Annotated in this window: 20 protein-coding genes; 9 read left to right on the top strand and 11 right to left on the bottom strand. The window is 71.6% G+C overall.

Going from position 1 to position 23,111, the window contains the following annotated elements; all coding sequences use genetic code 11:
- Nucleotides 1-48 precede the first annotated feature (48 nt).
- From AC1Q49_RS13475 to AC1Q49_RS13455, 5 genes are all read left to right on the top strand, one after another.
- A complete protein-coding gene (locus AC1Q49_RS13475) occupies nt 49-882 on the top strand; it encodes an NAD(P)H-hydrate dehydratase (protein WP_205283276.1) in 834 nt (277 codons plus the stop codon).
- Between the two features lie 23 nt (nt 883-905).
- Nucleotides 906-2,156: a glycosyltransferase 87 family protein gene (locus tag AC1Q49_RS13470; protein WP_492492735.1), complete on the top strand. Its 1,251-nt coding sequence runs from the start codon at nt 906-908 to the stop codon at nt 2,154-2,156.
- A gap of 27 nt (nt 2,157-2,183) precedes the next feature.
- A complete protein-coding gene (locus tag AC1Q49_RS13465) occupies nt 2,184-2,516 on the top strand; it encodes a thiamine-binding protein (RefSeq protein WP_492492733.1) in 333 nt (110 codons plus the stop codon).
- Between the two features lie 72 nt (nt 2,517-2,588).
- Complete coding sequence (locus tag AC1Q49_RS13460) at nt 2,589-3,785, top strand: MFS transporter (RefSeq protein ID WP_060960895.1); 1,197 nt, start codon at nt 2,589-2,591, stop codon at nt 3,783-3,785.
- A gap of 139 nt (nt 3,786-3,924) precedes the next feature.
- Nucleotides 3,925-8,316 carry a beta-L-arabinofuranosidase domain-containing protein gene (locus tag AC1Q49_RS13455; protein ID WP_492492731.1) on the top strand — a complete coding sequence of 1,464 codons (4,392 nt, stop codon included), beginning with the start codon at nt 3,925-3,927 and terminating at the stop codon, nt 8,314-8,316.
- Nucleotides 8,317-8,382: 66 nt separating this feature from the next.
- Here the strand turns inward: AC1Q49_RS13455 and metX are convergent, their stop codons facing one another.
- Both metX and AC1Q49_RS13445 read right to left on the bottom strand, forming a co-directional pair.
- A complete protein-coding gene (metX, locus tag AC1Q49_RS13450; protein ID WP_492492729.1) occupies nt 8,383-9,585 on the bottom strand; it encodes a homoserine O-acetyltransferase MetX in 1,203 nt (400 codons plus the stop codon).
- A 148-nt stretch (nt 9,586-9,733) separates the two neighbouring features.
- Nucleotides 9,734-11,056, bottom strand: coding sequence for a bifunctional o-acetylhomoserine/o-acetylserine sulfhydrylase (locus AC1Q49_RS13445; protein WP_060961029.1), 1,323 nt, complete (start codon nt 11,054-11,056; stop codon nt 9,734-9,736).
- A 162-nt stretch (nt 11,057-11,218) separates the two neighbouring features.
- On the opposite strand from AC1Q49_RS13445, the gene AC1Q49_RS13440 reads away from it, so the two are divergent.
- Nucleotides 11,219-12,007, top strand: coding sequence for an SDR family oxidoreductase (locus tag AC1Q49_RS13440; RefSeq protein WP_101306667.1), 789 nt, complete (start codon nt 11,219-11,221; stop codon nt 12,005-12,007).
- Between the two features lie 29 nt (nt 12,008-12,036).
- On the opposite strand, the gene AC1Q49_RS13435 is transcribed toward AC1Q49_RS13440, so the two are convergent.
- A complete protein-coding gene (locus AC1Q49_RS13435; RefSeq protein ID WP_240191294.1) occupies nt 12,037-13,539 on the bottom strand; it encodes an MFS transporter in 1,503 nt (500 codons plus the stop codon).
- A gap of 60 nt (nt 13,540-13,599) precedes the next feature.
- On the opposite strand from AC1Q49_RS13435, the gene AC1Q49_RS13430 reads away from it, so the two are divergent.
- From AC1Q49_RS13430 to AC1Q49_RS13420, 3 genes are read left to right on the top strand one after another with little or no spacing between them, the layout of a single operon-like run.
- Complete coding sequence (locus AC1Q49_RS13430; protein ID WP_205283271.1) at nt 13,600-14,100, top strand: phosphoribosyltransferase; 501 nt, start codon at nt 13,600-13,602, stop codon at nt 14,098-14,100.
- On the top strand, nt 14,100-14,789 hold the full coding sequence (locus AC1Q49_RS13425) for a uracil-DNA glycosylase (protein ID WP_060960892.1): 690 nt from the start codon (nt 14,100-14,102) through the stop codon (nt 14,787-14,789). The genes AC1Q49_RS13430 and AC1Q49_RS13425 overlap by 1 nt, the downstream gene beginning before the upstream one ends.
- A gap of 5 nt (nt 14,790-14,794) precedes the next feature.
- Nucleotides 14,795-15,415 (top strand): GNAT family N-acetyltransferase, encoded by a 621-nt coding sequence (locus AC1Q49_RS13420; RefSeq protein ID WP_060960891.1) that lies wholly within the window; start codon nt 14,795-14,797, stop codon nt 15,413-15,415.
- Nucleotides 15,416-15,624: 209 nt separating this feature from the next.
- Here AC1Q49_RS13420 and AC1Q49_RS13415 read toward each other — a convergent pair whose 3' ends face one another.
- From AC1Q49_RS13415 to AC1Q49_RS13380, 8 genes are all read right to left on the bottom strand, one after another.
- Entirely contained in the window at nt 15,625-15,912 is a 288-nt protein-coding gene (locus tag AC1Q49_RS13415; RefSeq protein WP_492492724.1) for a protealysin inhibitor emfourin, read from the bottom strand.
- Between the two features lie 25 nt (nt 15,913-15,937).
- The gene (locus AC1Q49_RS13410) at nt 15,938-17,023 is read right to left on the bottom strand and encodes a M4 family metallopeptidase (protein ID WP_492492722.1); all 1,086 of its coding nucleotides are present in this window, start codon (nt 17,021-17,023) and stop codon (nt 15,938-15,940) included.
- A 19-nt stretch (nt 17,024-17,042) separates the two neighbouring features.
- The gene (locus AC1Q49_RS13405) at nt 17,043-17,864 is read right to left on the bottom strand and encodes an ABC transporter ATP-binding protein (protein WP_082734282.1); all 822 of its coding nucleotides are present in this window, start codon (nt 17,862-17,864) and stop codon (nt 17,043-17,045) included.
- Nucleotides 17,861-18,649, bottom strand: a complete 789-nt coding sequence (locus AC1Q49_RS13400; protein ID WP_060960888.1) for an ATP-binding cassette domain-containing protein — start codon at nt 18,647-18,649, stop codon at nt 17,861-17,863. The genes AC1Q49_RS13405 and AC1Q49_RS13400 overlap by 4 nt, the downstream gene beginning before the upstream one ends.
- Nucleotides 18,646-19,524 carry an ABC transporter permease gene (locus tag AC1Q49_RS13395; RefSeq protein ID WP_492492719.1) on the bottom strand — a complete coding sequence of 293 codons (879 nt, stop codon included), beginning with the start codon at nt 19,522-19,524 and terminating at the stop codon, nt 18,646-18,648. The genes AC1Q49_RS13400 and AC1Q49_RS13395 overlap by 4 nt, the downstream gene beginning before the upstream one ends.
- Nucleotides 19,521-20,471, bottom strand: coding sequence for an ABC transporter permease (locus tag AC1Q49_RS13390; protein WP_061782533.1), 951 nt, complete (start codon nt 20,469-20,471; stop codon nt 19,521-19,523). Before AC1Q49_RS13390 ends, AC1Q49_RS13395 begins: the two co-directional genes overlap by 4 nt.
- Nucleotides 20,468-21,979, bottom strand: coding sequence for an ABC transporter substrate-binding protein (locus tag AC1Q49_RS13385; protein WP_492492716.1), 1,512 nt, complete (start codon nt 21,977-21,979; stop codon nt 20,468-20,470). The genes AC1Q49_RS13390 and AC1Q49_RS13385 overlap by 4 nt, the downstream gene beginning before the upstream one ends.
- Before the next feature lie 164 nt (nt 21,980-22,143).
- Entirely contained in the window at nt 22,144-23,082 is a 939-nt protein-coding gene (locus tag AC1Q49_RS13380) for an alpha/beta fold hydrolase (protein ID WP_101306661.1), read from the bottom strand.
- Nucleotides 23,083-23,111 lie beyond the last annotated feature (29 nt).

The raw sequence follows: 23,111 nt of genomic DNA, 5'->3' as shown, positions 1-23,111 counted from the left end.
CGGGCCTCGCTCGACGACCGGGGGTGGGGCCGGGGTACAGTGGCGGGCATGAGCGCTGCCCGGCCGTGGTCGGCGGCGGAATCCGCCGCCCTCCTCAGGGTGCCAACCGCCGACGACGACAAGTATTCCCGCGGCGTCGTGGGGCTGCGCACCGGATCCGAGGAGTACCCGGGGGCGGCCGTGCTGGGTGTCGAGGCGGCGTGGCGCACGGGTGTGGGCATGGTGCGCTACCTCGGACCCCGCCGCGCCGCGGACCTCGTGCTGCACCGCCGACCCGAGACGGTCACCGCCGACGGCCGGGTGCAGGCGTGGGTCGTCGGCTCCGGCACGTCCGCGCAGACGCGGACCGCCGCGGAGACCTCCGCCGTCCGGACGCTCCTCGCCGGAGAGGTGCCGGTCGTCGTGGACGCCGGCGCCCTCGATCTCGTGCCGTCCGCGCCGGCCGGCACATCCGCCCGCCTGGTGCTCACTCCGCACGATCGCGAGCACACCGCCCTGCGCCGCCGCCTCGGGCGCGACGAGCAGCCCGATCGCGAGGCGGCCGCCGCCGACACCGCGACGGCGACGGGCGCGGTCGTCCTCCTGAAAGGCGGCACGACCCTGATCGCCGCCCCCGGCACGGGCGCCCCCGCCCTGCGCTCGGTCACGTCCGGCGTCGGCTGGCTCGCCACCGCCGGGACGGGCGACGTGCTCGCCGGCGTGCTGGGCGCGCTGCTGTCCGCCTACCCCGACCGACCCGCGGATGCCGCGGCCACCGCCGCCTGGCTGCACGGGCGCGCCGGCGCGCTCGCGTCCGAGCGACACGGCGGCGGACCGATCGTCGCCCTCGACGTCGCGCACGCCGTGGCATCCGTCGTCGGGCAGCTGGTCTCGGACCGTTGAGCGCGTCTCCTTAGGATGGGGGGATGACGAGGCGGAGCGCACTGTGGGCCGCCTTCGTGATCGTGCACGTCGCCGTGGCCTGGCTCGGCTTCCTCCTGCCGAACGAGCCGATGGGCGACGTCTACCGGGTGTACGAGCCCTGGTCGCTCGGCGCCCTGCAGGGATACGGCATCGTCGGCATCGACCAGTCCTGGGTGTACCCCCAGCTGGCCCTGCTGCCCATGCTGCTCGCCCACGCCTTCGCCTGGATCGCCGGCTACACCGTCGCGTGGGCGCTCGTGGTGATCGCCGCGGATGCCGTCGCCTTCGCGGTGCTCATCGGTCGCGCCCGATCGGCCGCACGCCGGACGGCGGGCTGGTTCTGGCTCTGCTACATCGCACTGCTGGGCCCGGTCGGCCTCTACCGGCTGGACGGGTTCACCGTGGCGCTGGCGGTGCTGGGCTGCCTCTGGCTGCTCGGGCGGCCGTGGCTGGCCTCCGTGCTGCTGGCGGTCGCCACGTGGATGAAGGTGTGGCCCGCCGCTCTGCTCGCCGCCGCGGTCGTGGTGCTGCGTCGGCGGATCGCCCTGATCGGCGGGGCGCTGCTGGTGAGCGCGGCGACCCTCCTCGTCGTCGTCGCCCTCGGGGGCGCGGCGCACGCGTTCGGGTTCATCGGCGATCAGACGACCCGGGGCCTGCAGGTCGAGGCACCCATCAGCATGCCCTACCTCTGGGGCGCCCTCCTCGGCATCCCCGGCTTCTCGGTGTACTACGCCCAGGACCTGCTGACCTTCCAGGTCACGGGCACCGAGATCGATCCCGTCATCGCGGCGATGACGCCCGCGCTCATGATCGCGATGCTCGCCGTCGTCGGCCTGGGGGCGGCCGCTGTCATGCGCGGCGCCCGTTACGCGACGCTGTTCCCGACGCTGTCGCTCGCGCTGGTGCTGGGTTTCATCGTCTTCAACAAGGTCGGCTCGCCGCAGTACCTGTGCTGGCTCGTGCCCTCGCTGGTCGTCGGTCTGGTCATCGATCGCCGGCGATGGTCGGCCCCGGCATCCGTGGCACTCTTCGCCGCGCTGCTGACCCAGCTCGTCTACCCGCTGACCTACAACGGCATCCTGTATCCGCAGGTGGTGCCGGTGAGCCTGCTGACCCTGCGCAACCTCGTGCTCGTCGCGATGTTCGTCTGGATGCTGGTCCGGCTCGTCGCGGTCGTGCGGGCGCCCACCGGGCCGGCACGGGCTGCCCGAGCCGCCGCCCTCGAGACGCCCACCGTGCGCAGCCTGCCCTGACCGCTCACCCCGATCGAAGGAGCCCCCATGCTCGTCGCATTCTCCGTCGCCCCCAGCGGCGCATCCTCGCAGCCGACCCCGTCCGCGGACGGCTCGGTCCACGACGCCGTCGCCGCGGCGGTGAAGGTGGTGCGGCAGTCCGGTCTGCCGCACCGGACGACCTCGATGTTCACGGAGATCGAGGGGGAGTGGGACGAGGTGTTCGCGGTCGTGAAGGCGGCGACGGATGCCGTGATGCCGTTCGGCTCGCGCGTCTCGCTGGTGCTCAAGGCCGACATCCGGCCCGGGCGCACCGGTGAGATCGACGGGAAGATCGAGCGGCTCGAGACGGCCATCGCGGCGCTCGACGACCCGTCCTAGGCCGGCCTTGACGCTGTCGGCAACCGGTAGCATGACCGGGTGATCTCCTCGACACCGTCGAGGGGTGCGGCGATGTGGGCGCTCCTCTCTCTCGCCGTCGGCTCGTTCGGCATCGGCATGACCGAGTTCGTCGTCATGGGCCTGCTGCCCGACATCGCCGCCGACCTGCTGCCCGCCACGTGGGCGGCCTCGCCGGAGGATGCCGTCGCGCACGCCGGCTGGCTCATCACGCTGTACGCGCTCGGGGTGGTCATCGGCGCGCCGACGATCGCCGGCGCCGTCGCGAAGTACCCGCGACACCGCGTCATGCTGGCGCTCGCCGCCGCACTGACGGTCGGCAACGCGCTGACCCTGGTGGCGCCGACGTTCGAGCTGGTCGCGGCATCCCGCGTGCTGGCCGGGCTGCCGCACGGCGCGTACTTCGGCATCGGCGCGCTCGTCGCCGCCGACGTCATGGGGCCGGGCAACCGCGCGAAGGGTGTCGCGTTCGTGCTCACCGGGCTCACGGTCGCGAACGTCGTCGGTGTGCCGCTCGGGACCTTCCTCGGGCAGAGCTTCGGCTGGCGCGTCGCCTTCCTCGTCGTCGCACTCATCTTCGCGCTCGCCGCCGTGATGATCGCCCTGACCGTGCCCGCCCACGCGGGGGATCCCGGCCGCACGCTCCGCGCCGAGCTGGGCGCGCTGCGCATCGGCCAGGTGTGGCTGACCCTCGGGGTCGGCGCGATCGGCTTCGGCGGCTTCTTCGCGGCCTACAGCTATGTCGCCTCGATCGTGACCGAGGTGGCCGGCGCGCCGAGCGCCGTGGTCCCCGTCATCCTCATCGTCATGGGCCTCGGGATGACGATCGGCAACCTGGTCGGCGGCCACCTCGCCGATCGCGACCTGAAGCGCACGATGCTGGGCGGCCTCGCCGCCCTGGTCGTGGTGCAGGTGCTCCTCGCGCTGAGCGCGGGGCTGCTGCTCACCCTCGGGGTGTTCATCTTCCTCGTCGGCTTCGTGTCGTCGGTGCTCAGCCCGTCGATCCAGACGCGGCTCATGGACGTCGCCGGCGACAACCAGTCGATCGCCGCGGCGCTGAACCACTCGGCGCTGAACATCGGCAACGCGAGCGGGGCGTTCCTCGGCGGCGTCGTGATCGCCGCGGGGTTCGGCTTCGTCGCGCCGGTCTGGGTGGGCGCGCTGCTCGCGGCATCCGGGCTCGTGCTCGCCCTGGTCAGCTTCGGGATCGAGGCGCGCGCGACGCGCCGTGCCGTGCACCCGGCCGGCTGAGCCGTATCGAAAATTTTCGACGACCCTCTTCTGTTAGGGCTAACAGAGTCGTTACTGTAGGGCCTGCCATTATCCGCGGCGGCCTCAGCGATGACGCGCCGCGAGGACACGAGTTCTGCACTGTCGCAGAGAGGACCCCATGTCTCGTATTCGCAAGGCGATGTCGCTGGGCGTCGTCGCCGCCGTCATGGCGGCCGGCGCCGTCGTGGCCGTTCCGACCTTCGGCGCCGCCGCCGCATCCCCCCTCGACGGTGCGGCCGTGCTGCAGCTGCCCTTCGACGGCACCCTCGGCGACACGAGTCCGGCGCCCCACTCGGTCTCGAGCATCACCGGCGAGCCCGTCATCTACACGGCGGGCATCTCCGGGCAGGCCATCGCGATGAACGGTCGCCAGGCACTCTCCCTGGGGACTTCCGCGGCGCTGCAGCCCGCCGATCTGACCTTTTCGTTCTGGTGGAAGCCCACGGGCACGATGGGCGGCGAGCAGGTGTTCGCGTGGAACAAAGGGGTGTACAACTCCGACGGCTGGTATCTCAGCTCCGAGAACGACAACACGCCGCTCGCCTTGTCCGTGGGGCCGGGGCTGAACGGCGGCCAGCCGTACAAGGTCTCGGTGACGGGCTCGCGCAGCGCGTTCTTCCCCGCCGACACGTGGACGCACGTCGTGGTCGCCTACGACCGAGACACGAAGGCGGTCACCTTCTACCGCAACGGCGAGCGCCAGGTGTCGACCGTCGCCGTCGCTGTCGGCGGTGACGCCACCGGTGTGATCGGGGCCACCGACGTCACCAAGACGGTCGGTTACAACGGCACCGTGTACCGCGGCTCCTACCTCGTCGGCGCCCTCGACGACTATGCGATCTACCGTGCCGCGGCGGACGATGTCGACGCCGTCGCCCTTTACCGCGAGAACGCGCCTGCGTACGATCCTGCCACCACGGCGCAGCGCGGACTCGACGGCCTCACGATGCCCGCGAGCGCGGTCGTCGACTTCACGCTGCCGACGACGACGAGCAACGGCACCGCCCTCACGTGGACCTCGTCGACGCCGACGCTGATCGCGGTCGACGGCGAGCAGGCGACCGTCTCGCGCCCCTCCGGCGCGGACGGCACGGTCACGCTCACGGCCACCGGCACCTACGCCGGCAGCACGGCTCGCGCGCGCGACTTCGCGATCACCGTGCCCGCCCAGGGGGCCGCGACCTCGATCTACGTGACCGACACCGCCTTGAGCGAAGTGCAGCTCGAGGACCCCTACCTCCAGAACAGCGGCCAGAAGATGGTCGACTACCTGCTGACGCTCGACCCCCTGCGGTTCCTGTACTCGTTCAACGAGCTCGCGGGGCTGCCGACCGGCGGCGTGCAGCCCTACGGCGGCTGGGAGCGGGCGAACGGCGCGCGCTTCCAGGGGCACTTCTTCGGGCATTACATCTCCGCGCTCTCGCAGGCGTACGCCTCGGCAACGGATGCCGAGACCAAGCAGCGTCTGCTCGACAAGCTGACGACCTCGGTCGAGGGTCTCAAGGCGGCGCAGGAGGCGTACGCGGCCAAGGACCCGTCCAATGCCGGCTACGTCGCCCCGTTCCCGGTCGGCTACCTGCCGGGCGGAGCGGACGGCCTCATCGTGCCGTTCTACAACCTGCACAAGGTGCTCGCGGGTCTGCTCGACGCACACGCCTATGCACCGTCCGCGCTCGGGACCGACGCGCTCACCGTCGCGAGCGGGTTCGGCACGTGGCTGCGTGACTGGGCCTCGCGCCAGTCCGATCCGTCGTCCATGCTGAACACCGAGTACGGCGGAATGAACGAAGCGCTGTACAACCTGTACGCGATCACCGAGAACCCGGCGCACAAGCGGGCCGCGGAGTACTTCGACGAGGTGTCGCTGTTCCGCGACCTCGCCGCGAACCGCGACGTGCTGGCGGGCAAGCACGCCAACACGACGATCCCGAAGGTCATCGGCGCGCTGAAGCGCTACACGCTGTTCACCGACAACCCGAGGCTGTACGCGACTCTCACCGACGGTGAGAAGGCCGACCTCGACATGTACCGTCAGGCGGCGGAGAACTTCTGGACGATGGTGACGAAGGATCACTCCTACGTCAACGGCGGCAACAGCTACTCGGAGCACTTCCACGATCCGGGCACGCTCTACGAGTTCGCCACGAGCGGGGTGACCAGCGGCTACGGCGAGAACTCCACCGTCGAGGGCTGCAACGAGTACAACATGCTCAAACTGACCCGTGCGCTGTTCCGGATCACTCCCGACAGCGCGTACGCCGACTACTACGAGTTGACCTACATCAACACGATCCTGGCCTCGCAGAACCCCGACACCGGCATGGTCACGTACTTCCAGCCGATGACCGCCGGGTACGCGAAGGTGTTCGGCAAGCCCGAGGACGAGTTCTGGTGCGACCAGGGGACCGCGACCGAGAGCTTCACGAAGCTCGGCGACTCCGTGTATTTCCGCAAGGATGCGACCGTCTACGTCAACATGTTCCGCTCCTCGGTGTACACGGCCGCGGACCTGAACCTGACCCTGACGCAGACCGCCGACGTGCCCGCGCGCGACACCGTCTCGTTCGAGGTGGCCGCCGCCGATGGCGGCGCGGGCGCGGCGGGCACGACGCTGAAGCTGCGCGTGCCGGGGTGGATCGCGGGCGGGCCCGCGGTGACCATCAACGGCGTCGCCGCGGTCGCGGCGCAGGGTGAGGACGGGTACATCGCCCTCCCGGTCGCCGCGGGGGACGTCGTCGCGTACACGATCCCCGCCAAGGTGACCGTCAGCGACCAGACCGAGAACAAGGACTGGGTCGCGTTCCAGTACGGCCCGCTCGTCCTGGCGACCGAGCTCAATCGCACCAACGTCACCGCCGACTACCAGGCGGGCATCCTCGTGCGCATGAGCCAGGCGGACAAGTCGGTCAACAACGACGTGCTCGTCTCCGACGTGGCGGCCTTCAAGCGCGACATCGTCGACAACCTCGTCCGGCTGCCGGACGGCCCGAACAAGGACGGCCGCACGACCCTGCGGTTCGCGTTGCGCAACACGGATGCCGCCTCCGGCGCCCTCGTGTTCGAGCCGTACTACAGCCTGTACAACGCTCGGTACGCGCTGTACATGAATCTCATCGAACCCGATTCCGCGGCCGCGCAGGCGTTGATCAAGGCCGACAAGGAGAAGCTCCGGACCGACGAGACGACCATCGACGCCCTCACCTCCTTCGACGCGAACAACAGCGAGGCGGGCAAGAACTACGCCTTCAACAAGTCGGGCGTCGGCGTCTGGCGGGGCCAGCCCTACCGCGACGCTCAGAACGCGTCGGATGCCTGGTTCCAGTACGACATGAAGGTGGATCCCGCCGCGGGTGTCAACTACCTGGGCGTGCGGTACTACGGGGGAGACCAGGGGCGCAGCTTCGACGTCTACCTCAACGACACCAAGCTGAAGACCGAGACCGTCACGGGTGCCCACGGCACGGACACGTGGTACATCCAGTACGACCGGATCCCGCAGGCGGTGCTCGATGCGATCGCAGCGCGCGACAGCTATCTGCGCGACCAGTCGGGCGCCTACGTCCTCGATGCGCGGGGGGAGAAGATCCCCGTCGTGACCGTGCGGTTCCAGAACAACGGCCGTGGCTACGTCGGGGGCGTCTACGGCGTGTACACGACCCTGAGCACCCAGTACGACACCGACGCCGACCTCGCCGCGCTCGCTGTGGACGGGGGCACGCTCGCCCCCGCCCTGGCACGCGGCACCTACGCCTACACGGCCACCGTGCCCCGCGATGCGACGACGGCGACCCTCACGATCGCCCCGGCATCCCCGAGCGGGCTCGTGTACGTCGGCGACATCCTGGTGGACGACACTCAGCCGCGGACCGTCACCCTCGCGGATGCCGGCGCGCCCACGACCGTCCGGCTCCGCGCGTACGCGCAGGACCATGTCACGTTCGTCGACTACGACGTCTCCCTCGTCCACGCGACCGCGACGCCGACGCCGACGCCGACCGCGACGCCGACGGGGACGCCCACGCCGACGCCGACGGGGTCCCCGACGCCTCTCGACCCGGCGCCGACGGCGACGGTGACGCCGATCCCGCGACCGAGCGGAACGGTGCCGGGGACCTCGTCTCCGCGTGCGCCTGCGGTGGCGTCGGCGTCGGCGACCTCCGTGGAGCGCGGCGGGACGGTGCGCGTGAGCGTGTCGGGTCTGCACCCGGACGAGCAGGTGACGGCCGAGCTGCACAGCGATCCGATCAGGATCGGCGGGATCGCGCGGGCGGACGCCTCGGGCCGGACGGCGTTCGACGTCGCGATCCCCGCATCGCTGGCCGTCGGCGTGCACACGGTGTTCGTGTGGGACGGCGCGGGGCTGCTGATCGCTCAGGTGCCGGTGACGGTGCTTCCCGCAGGGCAGTTGGCGGTCTCGGGTGCGCAGGTTCCGTGGGCGTGGGCGCTCCTGGCCGCGCTGCTGTTGACCGCGGGTGTCGGCGTAAGGGTCCTCCGCCGCGGGCGCGCCTGATCCCGGAGGGGTGGGGTCGGGAAGGGGCCCCACCCTCCGGCATGCGGCGGCGGTGTCGGCGCGAGCTCAGTCCTGCAGCAGTCGCCGCAGATGTGCTCCCACCGCGGGCGTCTCGATGAGGAAGCCGTCGTGGCCGAAGTCGCTCGACAGCACGATCGCGCCGTCGTCGATCGTCGTGCGGATGCCTCGTGCGATCCGGTGCTGACCGTCGATCGGGAACAGCCGGTCGCTGTCGATGCCGAGCACGAGCGTGCGGGCGGTGACCCGGGCGAGGGCGTCCTCGACACCGCCGCGATCACGACCGACGTCGTGCGAGTTCATCGCCTCGACGAGCGTGATGTAGGTGTTCGCGTCGAAGCGGCGCGTGAACTTGTTGCCGTGGAAGTCGAGATAGCTCTCCACGGCGAACCGGCCGCCGTGCCCGAGCGGGCTCTTTCCCGACTGCCACGAGCGCTGGAAGCGCTGGTTCAGCTCGGTGGGGCTGCGGTAGTTCAGCAGTGCCATGCGGCGGGCCAGGGCGAGACCGCGGTGCGGGCCGTCGCCGTCGGGCGCGTCGTAGTACTCGCCGTCCGCGAAGCGGGGGTCCATCTGGATGGCCTCCAGCTGCACGCCGTTGAGGGCGATCTGGTCGGCCGTGGTCGTCGGCGGCGAGGAGAGGACCGCCAGCCGGCGCACCCGCTCGGGGAGGCCGACACCCCACTCCAGGGCATGCATCCCGCCCATGGAGCCGCCGATCACCGCTGCCCACACCTGGATTCCCAGGCTGTCGGCGAGGAGCACCTGCGCGGCGACCTGGTCGCGGATCGTGAGGTACGGGAAGCGTCCCGCCCACTCGTAGCCGTCGGGTGCGATCGAGGACGGGCCCGTCGAGCCCTGGCATCCGCCGAGCATGTTGGGCGCCACGACGAACCAGCGGTCGGTGTCGATGGCAGCGCCGGGACCGACGATGTCGTCCCACCAGCCCGCGGTGGGGTGGCCGGGGCCGGCCGCGCCGCGCACATGGCTGTCGCCGGTCAGCGCGTGCAGCACGAGCACGGCGTTGTCGCGGTCGGGGGACAGCTCGCCCCAGGTCTCGTAGGCGAGTCGGATGCCGGGCAGCGCCCGACCGCCTTCCGTCGTGAACGCGCCGAACGCGGCGAACCGGCGCTCGCCGGCCGGATCGCCGTCGCGCCAGGCGCCCGTCGCCGGGGGACGTCCGCGCAGGAGACGCGCGTCGGCCTCCGTGATCGGCGCGCTCGGCACCGTGTCCTCGGAGGTCTGCCAGTCCATACGCTCCATTCTCCCGGCTCGCCCGGCGCGCGAACCGACTGTTACGCCGGGCGGGGCCCACACGCACGAACTCCGCAGTCGATCGCGTGATCGGCTGCGGAGTTCGCGGCATCCTGCGGTGCTCGTGCGCCGCGGGAGGGGAGTGGGCTCAGGCGCGGGCGGCCTCGGAGACCTTGCGCGCGGCGGCGAGGGCCTGCGCGAGGTCGGCCTTGAGGTCCTCGACGTTCTCCAGACCCACCGACAGGCGCACGAGGCCGGGGGTCACACCCGTCGTGAGCTGCTGCTCGGGCGTGAGCTGCGAGTGCGTCGTGGATGCCGGGTGGATGACGAGCGAGCGCACGTCGCCGATGTTCGCGAGGTGGCTGAACAGCTCGAGCGCGTTGACGAACTCACGGCCGGCCTCCACGCCCCCCTTCAGCTCGAACGAGAGCACCGCGCCGACACCCTTCGGGGCGTAGCGGTTCGCGGCGGCGTACCAGGGCGAGGTGGGCAGGCCCGAGTAGTTCACCGAGGCGATGTCGTCGTGGTTCTCCAGCCACTCCGCGATCTCCTGCGCGTTCTGCACGTGACGCTCGATGCGCAGCGACAGGGTCTCGATGCCCTGGATGAGCAGCCACGCGCTCTGCGGCGAGATGGCGGCACCCAGGTCGCGCAGCAGCTGCACGCGGGCCTTGATGACGTAGGCCAGGCCGTCGCCGACCGCCTGCGTGTAGACCGCGCCGTGGTAGGAGGGGTCGGGGGTGGTCAGGCCCGGGAAGCGGTCGGCGTGCTCCGACCACGGGAAGGTGCCGCCGTCGACGATCGCGCCGCCGATGACGGTGCCGTGACCGCCGAGGAACTTGGTGGCCGAGTGCACGACGATGTCGGCGCCGTGCTCGAACGGGCGGATGAGGTACGGGGTCGCGATCGTGTTGTCGACGATGAGCGGCACCCCGGCCTCGTGCGCGACGTCGGCGACGGTGCGGATGTCGAGGACGTTGATCTGCGGGTTGCCGATCGTCTCCGCGAAGAACAGCTTCGTGTTCGGGCGGACGGCGCGGCGCCACTCCTCGGGGTCGTCCTGGTTCTCGACGAACGTGACCTCGATGCCGAGCTTGCCCAGCGTGTACTTGAACAGGTTGTAGGTGCCGCCGTAGATCGAGCTCGACGAGACGATGTGGTCGCCCGCCTCGGCGATGTTGAGCACCGCGAAGGTCTCCGCGGCCTGACCCGATGCGACGAGGAGGGCGCCGGTGCCGCCCTCGAGCGCGGCGATGCGCTGCTCGACGACATCCTGCGTGGGGTTCTGGATGCGGGTGTAGATGTTGCCGAACTCGGCCAGAGCGAAGAGGTTCGCGGCGTGGTCGGCGTTGTCGAACACGTAGGAGGTGGTCTGGTAGATCGGGGTGGCGCGCGCCTTCGTGACCGGATCGGGCTGGGCGCCCGCGTGGATCTGCGTGGTCTCGAAGCGCCAGTTCTCGGATGCGGACATGTCGGGCTCCATCGGGGTATCGGGAAGTGGAGGGGTGCCGGGACGGACGCCGCGGCCACCACCGAGAGTAGGGATCGGCGTCGTTGTCAACAACGGGTGGGAAATGTGACGTAACGAATTCGGCTCCCGACGGCATCCGGCACCGTGACGTAGCGTGGGGGCATGACTTCGCAGCAGGGGACCAGACGAGCCGTGGTGACGGGTGCGAGCTCGGGGATCGGAGCCGCCACGGTGCGGGCCCTCCGGGCGAGCGGGTGGGAGGTCGTGGGCGTCGCGCGCCGCGCCGACCGCCTCGCCGCCCTCGATGCCGAGGTCGGCTCCGCGTCGTTCGCGGCGGACCTCTCGAACGCGGCGGACGTCGCCGCGCTCGTCGAGCACCTGGCCGCGACCGGTCCGCTGCACGCGCTCGTCCACGTCGCGGGCGGCGCGCGCGGCACCGACCGGGTCGAGGACGGCGATCCCGCCGACTGGCGGTGGATGTTCGAGGCCAACGTGCTGTCGGCCCAGCTGGTGACCGCCGCGGTGCTGCCGCTGCTGCGTGCGGCGATCGGCGCCGGCGGCCACGCCGACACCCTGTACGTGACCTCGACGGCCGCCCAGACGGCGTATCCCGGCGGCGCCGGCTACAACGCCGCGAAGGCGGGCGAGGCGATGCTCGTGCACGCCCTCCGCCTCGAGCTGAACGGCGAGCCGATCCGGGTGACGGAGATCGCGCCGGGGATGGTCTACACCGAGGAGTTCACGCTCAACCGGCTGGGCGGCGACCGTGCCACCGCCGAGAAGGTTTACGAGGGCGTCGAGAATCCGCTCGTCGCGGACGACGTCGCCGACGTGATCGCCTACGCGCTGAATGCGCCCGGGCACGTCAACCTCGACCTCGTGACGATGCGGCCCGTCGCCCAGTCCGCGCAGCACCTGCTCGCGCGCGGGCGCCTCCGCCCGCGCGGCTGACCCCGCGGCGCGCCCGCCGCGGCGATGCGTCAGGAGGCGGGAGCGTCGGAGAAGGCCACCTTCGGGACGAACACGAGCAGCAGGGCCGCGAGGAAGCCGCCGCCGGCGCAGATCGCCCACACCGTGAGGTAGCCGCCGAGGGAGGCCGCGGTCTGGCTGGCCACGGCGCCGGCGCCGGCGGCGAGCACCACACCGAACACGGCCGACGAGAACGAGCCGCCGATGGTCTTGGTCGTGTTGGTCAACGCCGTCGCGATGCCCGTCTGCCCGCGCGGGGCGGCGGCGGCCGCGGCCGCCGGGAGCGCCCCGACGAGCGCACCGCAGCCGAGACCGGCGATCGAGAGGTTCAGCAGCACCTGCCACAGCTCGAGGTGGAACGGCAGGAAGAGGAGATACCCCACGCCCACCAGCAGGGAGGCCCCGATCAGCACGATCCGCGGGCTCGCCCGCCGCGACGTGATCGCGAACAGCACGGCTCCCACGATCAGCGACACCAGGTACACGCCGATGATGTTCGAGCGCTCCGTGGCATCCAGGCCGAGGCCGTACCCGATCGAGGGATCGGTGCCGGCATACGTCGACAGCGGTCCCTGGGCGCCGAGGAGGCTGATCCCGATGAGGAACGCGGTGGCCTGCACCGGCCACATCTCCGGTCGCCGCAGCACGCGGATGTCGACGGCGGGGTCGTCCTGGCGCAGCTCGTAGCGCACGAACCAGACGAGCACGCCCGCGCCCGCGACCAGCAGCGCCACGACCCAGAACCAGGCGCCGGAGCCGAGTGCGAGCTCGCCGATCATCCGCATCCAGGCGAGCCCGCCCGTGATCAGCAGGAGCGCCCAGGCGAGCAGCACGAACCCCCAGGTGTCGAGGCGTCGTCCGCCCTCGGGGACGGACTCGGGGACGCCGACCCAGATGACGAGGGCGACGACCGTCACGGCGATCGCCGGCACGACCAGCGTGGCGGTGAGGTTCTGCCCGGTCGCCGCGAAGATGCGCCCCGCGGCGAGGGCGCCGATGATCGCTCCGGCCTGCAGCCCGACGACGAGCAGGCCCGCGGCGCGGCGGGTCGTGGACACGCCCCGCTGCTGGACGCGTCCGCGCTCGAAGATGAGCGCGATCTCCAGCGGCAGCCAGACGACGTAGAAGCCCTGCAGCGCCCAGGCGATCAGGAAGCTCCAGAACGAGGTCGCGAACACGAGCCACCACGTCGCCCCGGCAGTGAGGATCGCGGCGATCAGCAGGATGCGCTTGTGCCCGTACATGTCGCCGAGCTTGGCGAGCACCGGGACGACCAGTGCCGACAGCAGCAGCTGCGCCGCCTCGAACCAGTTGACGTCCGAATCGTGGATGCCGAGGGAGACGACGATGTCGCTGAACAGCGGCACGTAGTAGCCCTGCAGGATGCCGCTGACGATCTCCACCAGGATGAACCAGCCGATCAGGCCGGCGGTGATGCCGAAGCCGGCGGGGAGCCGGGCGGAGCGGGCGCGGGAGGTCTTCGCCGTCGAAGAGCCTGCAGTGGGGGAGGTCACGGCGTTCACTCTAGCCACGCGTGACGGCGGGCGGCGGCACCGACGCCTAGGCTGAATGCCGTGACCAGCGAGCGCGAAGTGTTGACATGGGACGGTTTCGGCGAGGCGACCCGGGCGCTGTCCCGATCGATCGTGGCGGACGGGTTCGTGCCCGACGTCGTGGTGGCGATCGCGCGCGGCGGGCTGCTGCCCGGCGGCGCCATCGCGTACGGCCTCGGCGTGAAGAGCTGCGGCGCGCTGAACGTGGAGTTCTACACGGGCATCGGCACGGTGCTCGAGGCGCCGGCGCTGCTGCCGCCCGACCTCGACCTCGGCTACCTGCCGGGCAAGCGCGTGTTGCTCGTCGACGACGTCGCCGACAGCGGACGCACGCTGGCGCTCGCCGTGAAGATGCTGCGCGACGCGGATGCCGATGTGCGCTCGGTCTGCATCTACACGAAGCCCGGCAGCGTCGCCCGGCCCGACTACTCCTGGCGTGAGACCGACCGCTGGATCGACTTCCCGTGGTCGGCCGCCGGCTCCGTCATCGAGGAGGATGCCGGCGCGGAGGCGAGCGCCTGATGGCGATGACGCTCGATGAGCTGGCCGGTGCCGGGCTCATCGACGCGGACTGGGCGTCCGCGCTCGCGCCGGTCGCCCCGGATATCGCCGCCCTCGGCGAGCGGCTGCGCGCCGAGACGGCCGCCGGACGCCCCTACCTGCCCGCGGGCGACAAGGTGCTCCGCGCGTTCGCGCGCCCCCTGTCCGCGGTGAAGGTCCTCATCGTGGGTCAGGACCCGTACCCGACGCCCGGTCACCCGATCGGCCTGTCGTTCGCCGTCGACGCGCACGTGCGGCCCCTGCCGCGGAGCCTCGCGAACATCTACCAGGAGCTCGAAGCCGACCTCGGCATCCCGAGAGCGCCGCACGGCGACCTCTCCGCCTGGAGTGACCAGGGCGTCATGCTGCTCAACCGCGTGCTGACGGTGGCGCCCGGGGCTCCCGCGTCGCATCGCGGGTGGGGGTGGGAGAAGGTGACCGAGCACGCCATCCGCACGCTGGTGGCCCGCGAACGCCCGCTCGTGGCGGTGCTGTGGGGGCGGGATGCCGCGAACCTGCGGCCGTTGCTCGGGGCGACCCCGATCGTCGAATCGGCTCATCCCTCACCGCTGTCGGCCAGCCGGGGCTTCTTCGGCTCTCGGCCGTTCTCGCGCGTCAACGAGCTGCTGGCGCAGCAGGGTGCGTCCGCCGTGGACTGGCGCCTAGGCTGAGCGTCATGTTGGAGGAGGAGTACGAGAAGACGCGACGGCGGCTGCCGGCGCATCTGCGGCGCGCCGAGCAGGAACGACCGTTCGCGTACGAGATCCGTCCCGTGCGGGATGCCGACATCCCCGACATCCGCGAGATCTACAACCACTACGTGACGAACTCCGTCGTGACCTTCGACGAGAAGAAGTGGACGCTCGCGCAATGGCGCGAGAAGGTCGCGCACCTGTCGCGGCTGGGCATGCCGTTCCTGGTGGCGCAGTCGCCGAGCGGGCAGATCCTCGGCTACGCGCTCGTACAGCCCATGTCCGCCAAGTCCGCGTATCGCTACAGTGTCGAGAACTCCATCTACCTGGGGCAGGCGGCCACCGGGAAGGGGCTGGGGCGTGCGCTGCTCGAAGCGCTCATCGCGGCGAGCGAGGCCGCCGGCATCCACCAGATGGTCGCCGTCATCAGCGACAAGGGTGCCGAGTCGTCGATCGCCCTCCACGAGAAGCTCGGCTTCGTCGAGGTCGGGCGGATGGGCCGGGTCGGCTTCAAGTTCGGTCGCTGGCTGGGCACCATCTACCTGCAGAAGCAGCTGTCTCCCGTCAAGAAGAAGCGCTCGCTGTTCTCGCGATCCGAGCGCTGACCGGCCGCCGTCGCCCGCCGGCCCGTCGCCCGCGGAGGCGCCACCCCGCCCCTGCTCGCGGAGGCGCCGTGACGAACGCCGGACTTCTCGGCCGGCCCCGAGGGGTACCCGCGGTATTCGGGCGCCCTCCCGGGCCGCCGCGCGGATTGTCCGACGCTCGTCACGGGGGCACAGCCCGGCGAGGCAGGCCGAGCCGGGCGGGGTCGGGCTCAGCCCGCGGATCCGCGCGCGCGGACGGCGTCGAGCAGCTCGCGCCACGGGCCGCGCGCCTGGTCCTCGCCGATGACGGCGCGGTGACGTCGACCGCGCAAGTCGGCGTCGATCGTCCAGGTGAAGCGATCGGCGCCGTCGGCCGGTGGGGGATCGGATGCCGTGGCCTCCCACGGGCAGCGCCCGACGAGCGCGATCCAGGTCGCGGACTCGTGCGGGGGAGCGCTCACGCTCCAGCGGCGGGTGAGCCCCGCGAACCCGCCGGAGCGGGTGACGCTCAGGAACACCTCCGGCTCGCCCTGCTCGGCAGGGTCAGACGTGGGGCCTGGATCGGGGTGATTCGTCACGGGCGGTCACGCCGACGGCGTTCCACGCGGTGCGGACGGCCTCGGCTTCCTCCGAGTCCTCACCGTACTCCCGCTCGGCGGTCGCCGTCGTGGCCGCCGCGAAGGTCGCGAAGTCGGCCGTGCGCGACAGCGAGCCCGAGGTGACGGTGGTGTACCAGATGCGTCCGGCGCGCTCCCATGCGAAGCCGCCGAGGGCGGTGGCGACGAGGTGGAACGCCTTGTTGGGGATGCCCGAGTTGATGTGGACGCCGCCGTTGTCCTCGGCGGTGTCGACGTAGTCGCGCATGTGGGCGGGCTGCGGGTCGCGGCCGAGCACGTCGTCGTCGTACGCCGTGCCCGGTGCGCTCAGCGAGCGCAGGGCGACGCCCTGGACGGCGTCCGTGAAGATCCCGGCGCCGATCAGCCACGTCGCGTCGGCGGCGCTCTGGCGGCGGAGGTGCTGCTCGGTGAGGGCGCCGAAGACGTCGGCCACCGATTCGTTGAGCGCGCCGGACTGTCCGCGGTAGTCGAGACCGCCGCCGTGCTCGATCACGCCGTGGCCCAGCTCGTGCCCGATGACGCTGATCGACCCGGTGAAGCCGCGGAACACCTCGCCGTCGCCGTCGCCGAAGACCATCCGTTCGCCGTTCCAGAACGCGTTGTCGTAGCGATCGCCGTAGTGCACGGTCGCCTCGAGGGTGCCGCCCGCGCCGTCGATCGACCGCCGGGAGAACGCATCCCAGAACAGTTCGAAGCTCGCCCCGAGCCCGTCGGACGCCTCGTCGACCGCCGGGTCGCCCGAGGCCGGATCGTCCTCGCCGCGCACGCGCACGCCGGGCAGCTGCTCGCGGTGCTGCGCGTCGGAGATCACACGGTCGGGGGCGGGCTCGCCGCTCACGACGAGCGCATCGCCGTCGACCGAGAGGTCGAGCCGGGCGCGATCGGGACGCGACGGATGGTAGGTGCGCACGATCGCGAGCGTCGCCCGGGCGGCCTCCGCCGCGGCCTCGAGGTGAGGAGCCTGCGCGGCGGCGAGGCGGGACAGCAGGTACGGGGGGACGATGGCCGGCATGGCGTCACCCTACGCCCGGCTACCGACGCCCGTCTGCGTCCCGCGGCGGGTCGATCACCGGGATCGATGCGAGCAGACGCCGCGTGTAGGCGACCTGAGGGGCGAGGAGCACCTTCTCCGTCGGGCCCTCCTCGACGATCCGCCCGTCCTTCATGACGATGACCTCGTCGCACAGGTTCTGCACCACGCCGATGTCGTGCGAGACCATCACGAGGGTGAGCCGCTCGCTCTCGCGCAGCGCGCGCAGCAGCTCGAGGATCTGCGCACGCACGGTGACGTCGAGGGCCGACAGCGGCTCGTCGCCGACGAGGATGCGCGGACGGTGCACGATCGCGCGGGCGAGGGCGACGCGCTGACGCTGGCCGCCGGAGAACTCGTGCGGGTAGCGGTCGGCCATCTCGGCGTCCAGCCCGACCGCCTCCAGCACCTCCCGCACCCGGGCGCGCCGGTCGCCCGGGATGCCGAGCGCCCACAGGGGCTCGCCCACGATCCGGCCGACGCTCATGCGCGGGTCGAGCGACGCGTAGGGGTCCTGGAAGACGATCCCCGTCTCGCGGCGCAACCAATGCAGCGAGCGGGCGGATGCGCCGGCGTCGACGCGGCGACCGGCGACCGTGACGGTGCCCGTCGAGGGGCGGTCGAGTCCGAGCAGGATGCGCACGAGGGTCGACTTGCCGGAGCCGGACTCGCCGATGATGCCCACGGCCGATCCCTCGAAGACGTCGATGTCGGCGTCGTCGAGCGCCGTCGTCCACCGCGCCGGCTCGAGCAGTCGGGTGCCGCGCTGGCGGAAGCGGCGGCTCAGCCCGCGTCCGCTGAGCAGGGGCGAGGCGTCGCTCACGAGATCCCTCCCGGGCGCCACAGGGTGGCGGTCGCGTCGCGCAGGAGTCCCTGCGTGACGGGGGATGCCGGTGCGGTGAGCAGCCGGGAGAGCGGTCCGTGCTCGATGACCCGTCCCTCGTCGAGCACGACCGCGTGGGTGGCGATCTGCGAGAGCACCGCGAGGTCGTGGGTGATGAACACGAGCGACATCCCATCGCGGGTGACGAGACCCGCCAGCAGGTCGAGCACCTCCGCCTGGATCGTCACGTCCAGCGCCGTGGTGGGCTCGTCCGCGATGAGCAGCCGGGGGCGGCAGGCCAGGGCCATCGCGATGGCGACGCGCTGTCGCTGACCGCCGGAGAGCTGGTGCGGATAGCGCCGCACGATCTGCGCCGGCTCGGGCAGGCGCACCCGCTCCGCCTCCGCGATCGCGCGCACCGCGGCATCCCGGCGTCCGAGGCCCTCGTGGATGCGCACCGACTCGGCGATCTGACGCCCGACGGTGCGGATGGGGTTGAGGGCGGTGCGCGGCTCCTGGAACACGATGCCGATCTCGTCGCCGCGCAGCCGCGCGAGCTCGCGGTCGGGGAGGCCGATCAGCTCGCGGTCGTCCCAGCGGATGCTGCCCGACGCCGTCGCGGCGTCCGGCAGGAGGCCGAGCACCGCGAGGGCGGTGAGCGACTTGCCCGAGCCGGACTCACCGATCAGCCCCACGCGAGCGCCGTCGGGCACGTCGAAGGAGACGCCGTCGACGACACGACGGCCGTCGATCTCGATCACGAGGTCGCGCACCACGAGGCTCATGCGATCACCGCCGGGGTATGCGTCTGCGCGGCCGTGCGACGCCGCGACAGGGTGGGGTCGGTCGCCTCGCGCAGGGCGTCGCCGAGCAGGTTGAGTCCGAGGACGGTGATGGTGATCGCCAGACCCGGCCAGACCACGCTGAGCGGATGCACCGAGATGTACTGCTGGAGGTCCTTGAGCAGCAGTCCCCAGCTCGGCTCGGTGAGCGGCGCGCCGAAGCCGAGGTAGCTGAGTCCGGCCTCGGCGAGGACGGCGACCCCCATGCCCCACGACAGCTGCACGATGAACACGGGCGCGACGTTGGGCAGCAGATGCCGGTACAGGTTCTGGAACGGGGTGAGTCCGGCCGCGCGACCGGCGAGGACGAAGTCGCTGTGCAGCACACGCCGCAGCTCCGGGCGCGTGACGCGCGCGATGTTGACGCCGAATCCGATGCCGACCGACACGATCACCACCCAGAGCGAGCCGCCCCACACCGATGAGATCATCATGGCGATCAGCAGGACCGGGAAGGCGATCAGGATGTCCACGAGCACGGCCACCGTCTCGCGCAGCCAGCGGGCGGTCAGCGAGCCCAGCGCCGCGAGGGCGACGCCGATCACCGTCGCGACGAGCCCGGCGCCCAGCGCGACCCAGACGGTCGTGCGCGCCCCGGCCATCAGCAGGCTCAGGATGTCGCGGCCCGAGCCGTCCGTGCCGAGCAGATGCGGCCAGCCCGGGGGAGCCCACCGTCCGTCGACGTCGACGGTCTGCGGATCGAAGGGCAGCCAGAACCGCGCGACGAGCGCCACGACCCCGATCGCGAGGACCACCACGAGACCGAAGCGTCCCGTCGACAGCGACCAGAGCCGCCGCAGCCACTCGAGCCTTCTCATTCCGCCTCCCGCTGCCGGGGGTCGATGACCCGGTGGACGAGGTCGACGGCGAACCCGACCACGAGGACGAACCCGGTCAGCACGAGCAGTTCGCCCTGCACCTTCAGGAGGTCGCGCTTGCCGACGTCCTCCACCAGCATCCGTCCGATGCCGGGGAGGCTGAACAGCTGCTCGATGACGACGGCTCCGACGATGATCCCCGCGACCTGCAGCCCGAGCACCGTGATGATGGACAGCCCGACCGTGGGCAGGCCGTGGCGCAGGAGCGCCTGGGTGCGGGTGAGGCCCTTCGCGGCCGCGGTGCGGACGAAGTCCTGCCCCGTGGCCTGCAGGGTGGCCGAGCGGACGAAGCGCATCAGCATCGCACCCTCGACCACGCCGATCGTGATCGCCGGCAGCAGCAGGGCGCGGACGGCGGATGCGGGGTCGCTCCATCCTGCGCGGGGGAACCCCTGCGCGGGCAGCCAGCCGAGCCAGACCGCGAAGACGAGGACGAGCATCATGCCCGCCCACACGACCGGCACCGCCGCGACGGCCTGGGCGCCCACCGACAGCGCCGTGCCGTCGGGGCGTCCGCGGCGCATCGCCGACACGACGCCGAAGGGGAGGGCGATCACGAGCGCCACCGTCATGGCCATCAGCCCCAGCGGGATGGTGACCTGGGCCTTCTCGGCCAGCTGCGCCCCGACCGGCGCCCCGGTCAGCAGCGACTGCCCGAGGTCGCCGCGCAGCACCCCGCCGATCCAGGCGAGGTACTGCACGGGCAGCGGCTGGCCGAGGCCGAGGCGCTCGCGGATCGCGGCGACCTGCTCCGGACTCGAGTCGATCCCGGCGATGAGCTGCGCCACATCGCCGGGAAGGACCCGCAGCGTGAGGAAGATCAGCGCACTGGCGACGAACAGGCCCAGCAGGAGCAGGGCCAGTCGCGTCAGTACGTAGCGGATCACCCCTTGCTCTTGGCCAGTTCGGCGAGGTCGATGCGCTCGTTGACGTTGACCGAGGGGAAGCCGCTCACGTTGGTGGCGACCGCGACGACCGAGGCGCCGTTGTACAGCCAGTCGGCGGCCTGGTCGTCGGCGACGATCTTCGCGGCCTTCTTCAGCAGGTCGGCGGAGGTCTGCTCGTCGGTCGCGCTGAGCGACTGCTGGTAGAGCTTCTGCACCTCGGCGTTGTCGTAGGTGAAGTAGTAGTCCGGGTTCGCCCAGTTCTCGAAGTCACGCGCCTCGGTGTGCAGGACGAAGCTGAGGTCGTAGTTCTTGTTGATGTAGACGTCGTTGAGCCACGTCGGGAACTCGACGGCCTTCACCTTGAGCGTGATGCCCACGTCGTTGAGGTTCGACACGAGGATCTGCGACACCGTCGTCCCGTAGAACGAGGGGATCGTGAGGGTCAGCGTGAGATCGCTCACGCCCGCCTCCGCGAGCAGCTTCTTCGCGGCATCCGGATCGAACGGCGCCGTCGACGAGAGGTCCTCGTAGCCGGGGTCGAGCTCGGGGATGGGACCGTAGAGGGTCTGGCCCGCACCCAGCGCCTTCACGATGGCGTCGTGGTCGATGGCCTGGCGGATGGCCTGGCGCACGCGCTTGTCGGACAGCGGGGCCTTCGTCGCATTCATCGCGAGCGTGCCCTTGTCGGTGGACTTGCCGAGCACGAGCGCGAAGTCGCCGTTCGCCTCGACCTGGTCCTTGAGGTTCGCGTCGAAGCCGGTGACGACGTCGAGCTCGTGGGCGAGAGCGCCGTTGAGGGCCGCCTGGTTGTCAGGGATGTAGTCGAAGACGACCTCCTTCGCCTTAGCCTTGTCGCCCCAGTAGGCGTCGTTGCGGTCGAAGGTGATCGAATCGCCCTGCTTCCAGTTCGCGAGGGTGAACGGACCGGTGCCGTTGGCCTTCGTCTTGCGGTCGGTGGTGTCGTCCTTCTTCAGGACGAGGCCGGCGCGACCGGTGAGGTTCCACAGCAGGCTCGAGTCGGGCTCGCTGAGGGTGAGGACGATGTTCTGGCCGTTCGCGGCGATCGTCTGAACGCGCGCGAGGCGCTCGGAGTCGCGGTAGGCGGCGTTGTCCTTCACCTGCTGGAGCGACCAGACGACGTCCTCGGGCGTGAGGGGCGAGCCGTCGTGGAAGCTCACCCCCTCGCGGAGGGTGAACGTGTAGGTGAGGCCGTCGCCGGAGACGTCGTAGCTGCTGGCCAGCGCCGGCTCGATCTGCTGGTCGGGCGTGCGGGAGACGAGCCCCTGGTACACGTTGTCGATGAGGATCTGGTCGAGCGCGGCGCCGGCCGTCTCACGGATGTCGAGGTTGCTCGGCTCGGAGACCAGACGCACCGTCACGACGGCGTCGGGGTCGGGCGTGACCGCGGAGGCCGAGGTGTCGGGGGCGGCGCCGCCGGAGCAGGCGCTGAGCAGCAGGGCGCCGGCCGCGATGAGCGCGGCCGCGGCGACGGAGGTGCGGCGAAGCATGTGAGAGGTGTCCTTTCGGGGGCGCGGGCATGCGCCGTTGCTGTGCGCAGCGGCCCGCGGACTCTTGTGCGCGTTACAGCCTAGGCTTTGCCGGGCCCGTCGCGGTCATCGATCGTCGCAGCCCCGACACGGCGCGTCATGCAGCGCGTCGGGCCGGCCCCGCCTCAACCGCGGGCGACCTGTGCGATCAGTCGCGCCAGCTCGACCGGCTGCTCCTCCTGGACGTTGTGGCCCGAGACGATGTCGACCACGGATGCCGCGGGCAGGCGGCGCCGGAACTCGTCGGCATCCGCCGGCGTCACGAACCCGCGGGTGCCGCGTACGAGCGTGATCGGCGCGGCGACGGCCGCGAGATCGTCCCAGCCGCTCGCCGTCAGCGCGCCGCGCAGAGCGGCCTGCTGGGCGGCGGCGCTCGCGGCGGCATCCGGGTCGCCGGCGAGCGCGTTCGCGAGGTGGGCGAAGTGATGCTTCCACTCGATGCGGCCGTCCGCGCGGATGCGCGAGTTCAGCGTGACGCCGCGCGTCGCGGCCTCGCGCGACCCGCCGAGGCCGAAGGCGAGGGCGCGTTCGACGAGCTCCTCTCGGCTCGCCCAGTCGGTGGGCCCCGCGAAGAAGGCCGCGATCTGGGCGGCGTCGCCGTTGGGGTCGATGCCGGGAGTGATGTCGACGACGATCAGCTCGCGCACGAGGTCGGGGTGCGCCGCGGCGAGGGCCGCGCCGGTGAGGCCGCCGAGCGACTGCCCGACCAGCACCTGCGCGGCCGGTGCCCAGGCGGCGATCGCGGGGGCGATGTCGGCGGCCAGCACGCCGCCCGCGTACGTCGCGTCCGCCCGCCACGACGAGTCGCCGTGGCCGGGCAGGTCCACGGCCAGCGCCGGGAGCCCGAGGGCGAGCACCGTCGTGTCCCACGTGTGGGCGTTCAGGCCCGCGCCGTGCAGGAGGGTGACCTGCGGGGGAGCGAAGGCTCCGGTGGTCGGATCGCCGTAGTGGAGCGCGCTCACCGTGCGACCGTCCGGCAGCGTGTGGGTCAGCCGTCGGACCGGAGGCGGGGCGTCGATGCCGAGCTCCGCGGCCTGGGCCGCGAGGAAGGAGAACTCATCCATCCCGCCATTCTCCCCCCTCTCCCACCCAC

It is taken from the genome of Microbacterium sp. MPR-TSA4 (assembly GCF_058792815.1).
The sequence above is the reverse complement of the archived record's forward strand: the minus strand, read 5'-3'. Positions and strand labels throughout refer to the sequence as shown.

Coding starts and splice junctions, on each gene's coding strand:
- AC1Q49_RS13475 (WP_205283276.1), top strand. CDS start 49: ATGAGCGCTGCCCGGCCGTGGTCGGCGGCGGAATCCGCCGCCCTCCTC.
- AC1Q49_RS13470 (WP_492492735.1), top strand. CDS start 906: ATGACGAGGCGGAGCGCACTGTGGGCCGCCTTCGTGATCGTGCACGTC.
- AC1Q49_RS13465 (WP_492492733.1), top strand. CDS start 2,184: ATGCTCGTCGCATTCTCCGTCGCCCCCAGCGGCGCATCCTCGCAGCCG.
- AC1Q49_RS13460 (WP_060960895.1), top strand. CDS start 2,589: ATGTGGGCGCTCCTCTCTCTCGCCGTCGGCTCGTTCGGCATCGGCATG.
- AC1Q49_RS13455 (WP_492492731.1), top strand. CDS start 3,925: ATGTCTCGTATTCGCAAGGCGATGTCGCTGGGCGTCGTCGCCGCCGTC.
- metX (WP_492492729.1), bottom strand. CDS start 9,585: ATGGACTGGCAGACCTCCGAGGACACGGTGCCGAGCGCGCCGATCACG.
- AC1Q49_RS13445 (WP_060961029.1), bottom strand. CDS start 11,056: ATGTCCGCATCCGAGAACTGGCGCTTCGAGACCACGCAGATCCACGCG.
- AC1Q49_RS13440 (WP_101306667.1), top strand. CDS start 11,219: ATGACTTCGCAGCAGGGGACCAGACGAGCCGTGGTGACGGGTGCGAGC.
- AC1Q49_RS13425 (WP_060960892.1), top strand. CDS start 14,100: ATGGCGATGACGCTCGATGAGCTGGCCGGTGCCGGGCTCATCGACGCG.
- AC1Q49_RS13420 (WP_060960891.1), top strand. CDS start 14,795: ATGTTGGAGGAGGAGTACGAGAAGACGCGACGGCGGCTGCCGGCGCAT.
- AC1Q49_RS13410 (WP_492492722.1), bottom strand. CDS start 17,023: ATGCCGGCCATCGTCCCCCCGTACCTGCTGTCCCGCCTCGCCGCCGCG.
- AC1Q49_RS13400 (WP_060960888.1), bottom strand. CDS start 18,649: ATGAGCCTCGTGGTGCGCGACCTCGTGATCGAGATCGACGGCCGTCGT.
- AC1Q49_RS13395 (WP_492492719.1), bottom strand. CDS start 19,524: ATGAGAAGGCTCGAGTGGCTGCGGCGGCTCTGGTCGCTGTCGACGGGA.
- AC1Q49_RS13385 (WP_492492716.1), bottom strand. CDS start 21,979: ATGCTTCGCCGCACCTCCGTCGCCGCGGCCGCGCTCATCGCGGCCGGC.
- AC1Q49_RS13380 (WP_101306661.1), bottom strand. CDS start 23,082: ATGGATGAGTTCTCCTTCCTCGCGGCCCAGGCCGCGGAGCTCGGCATC.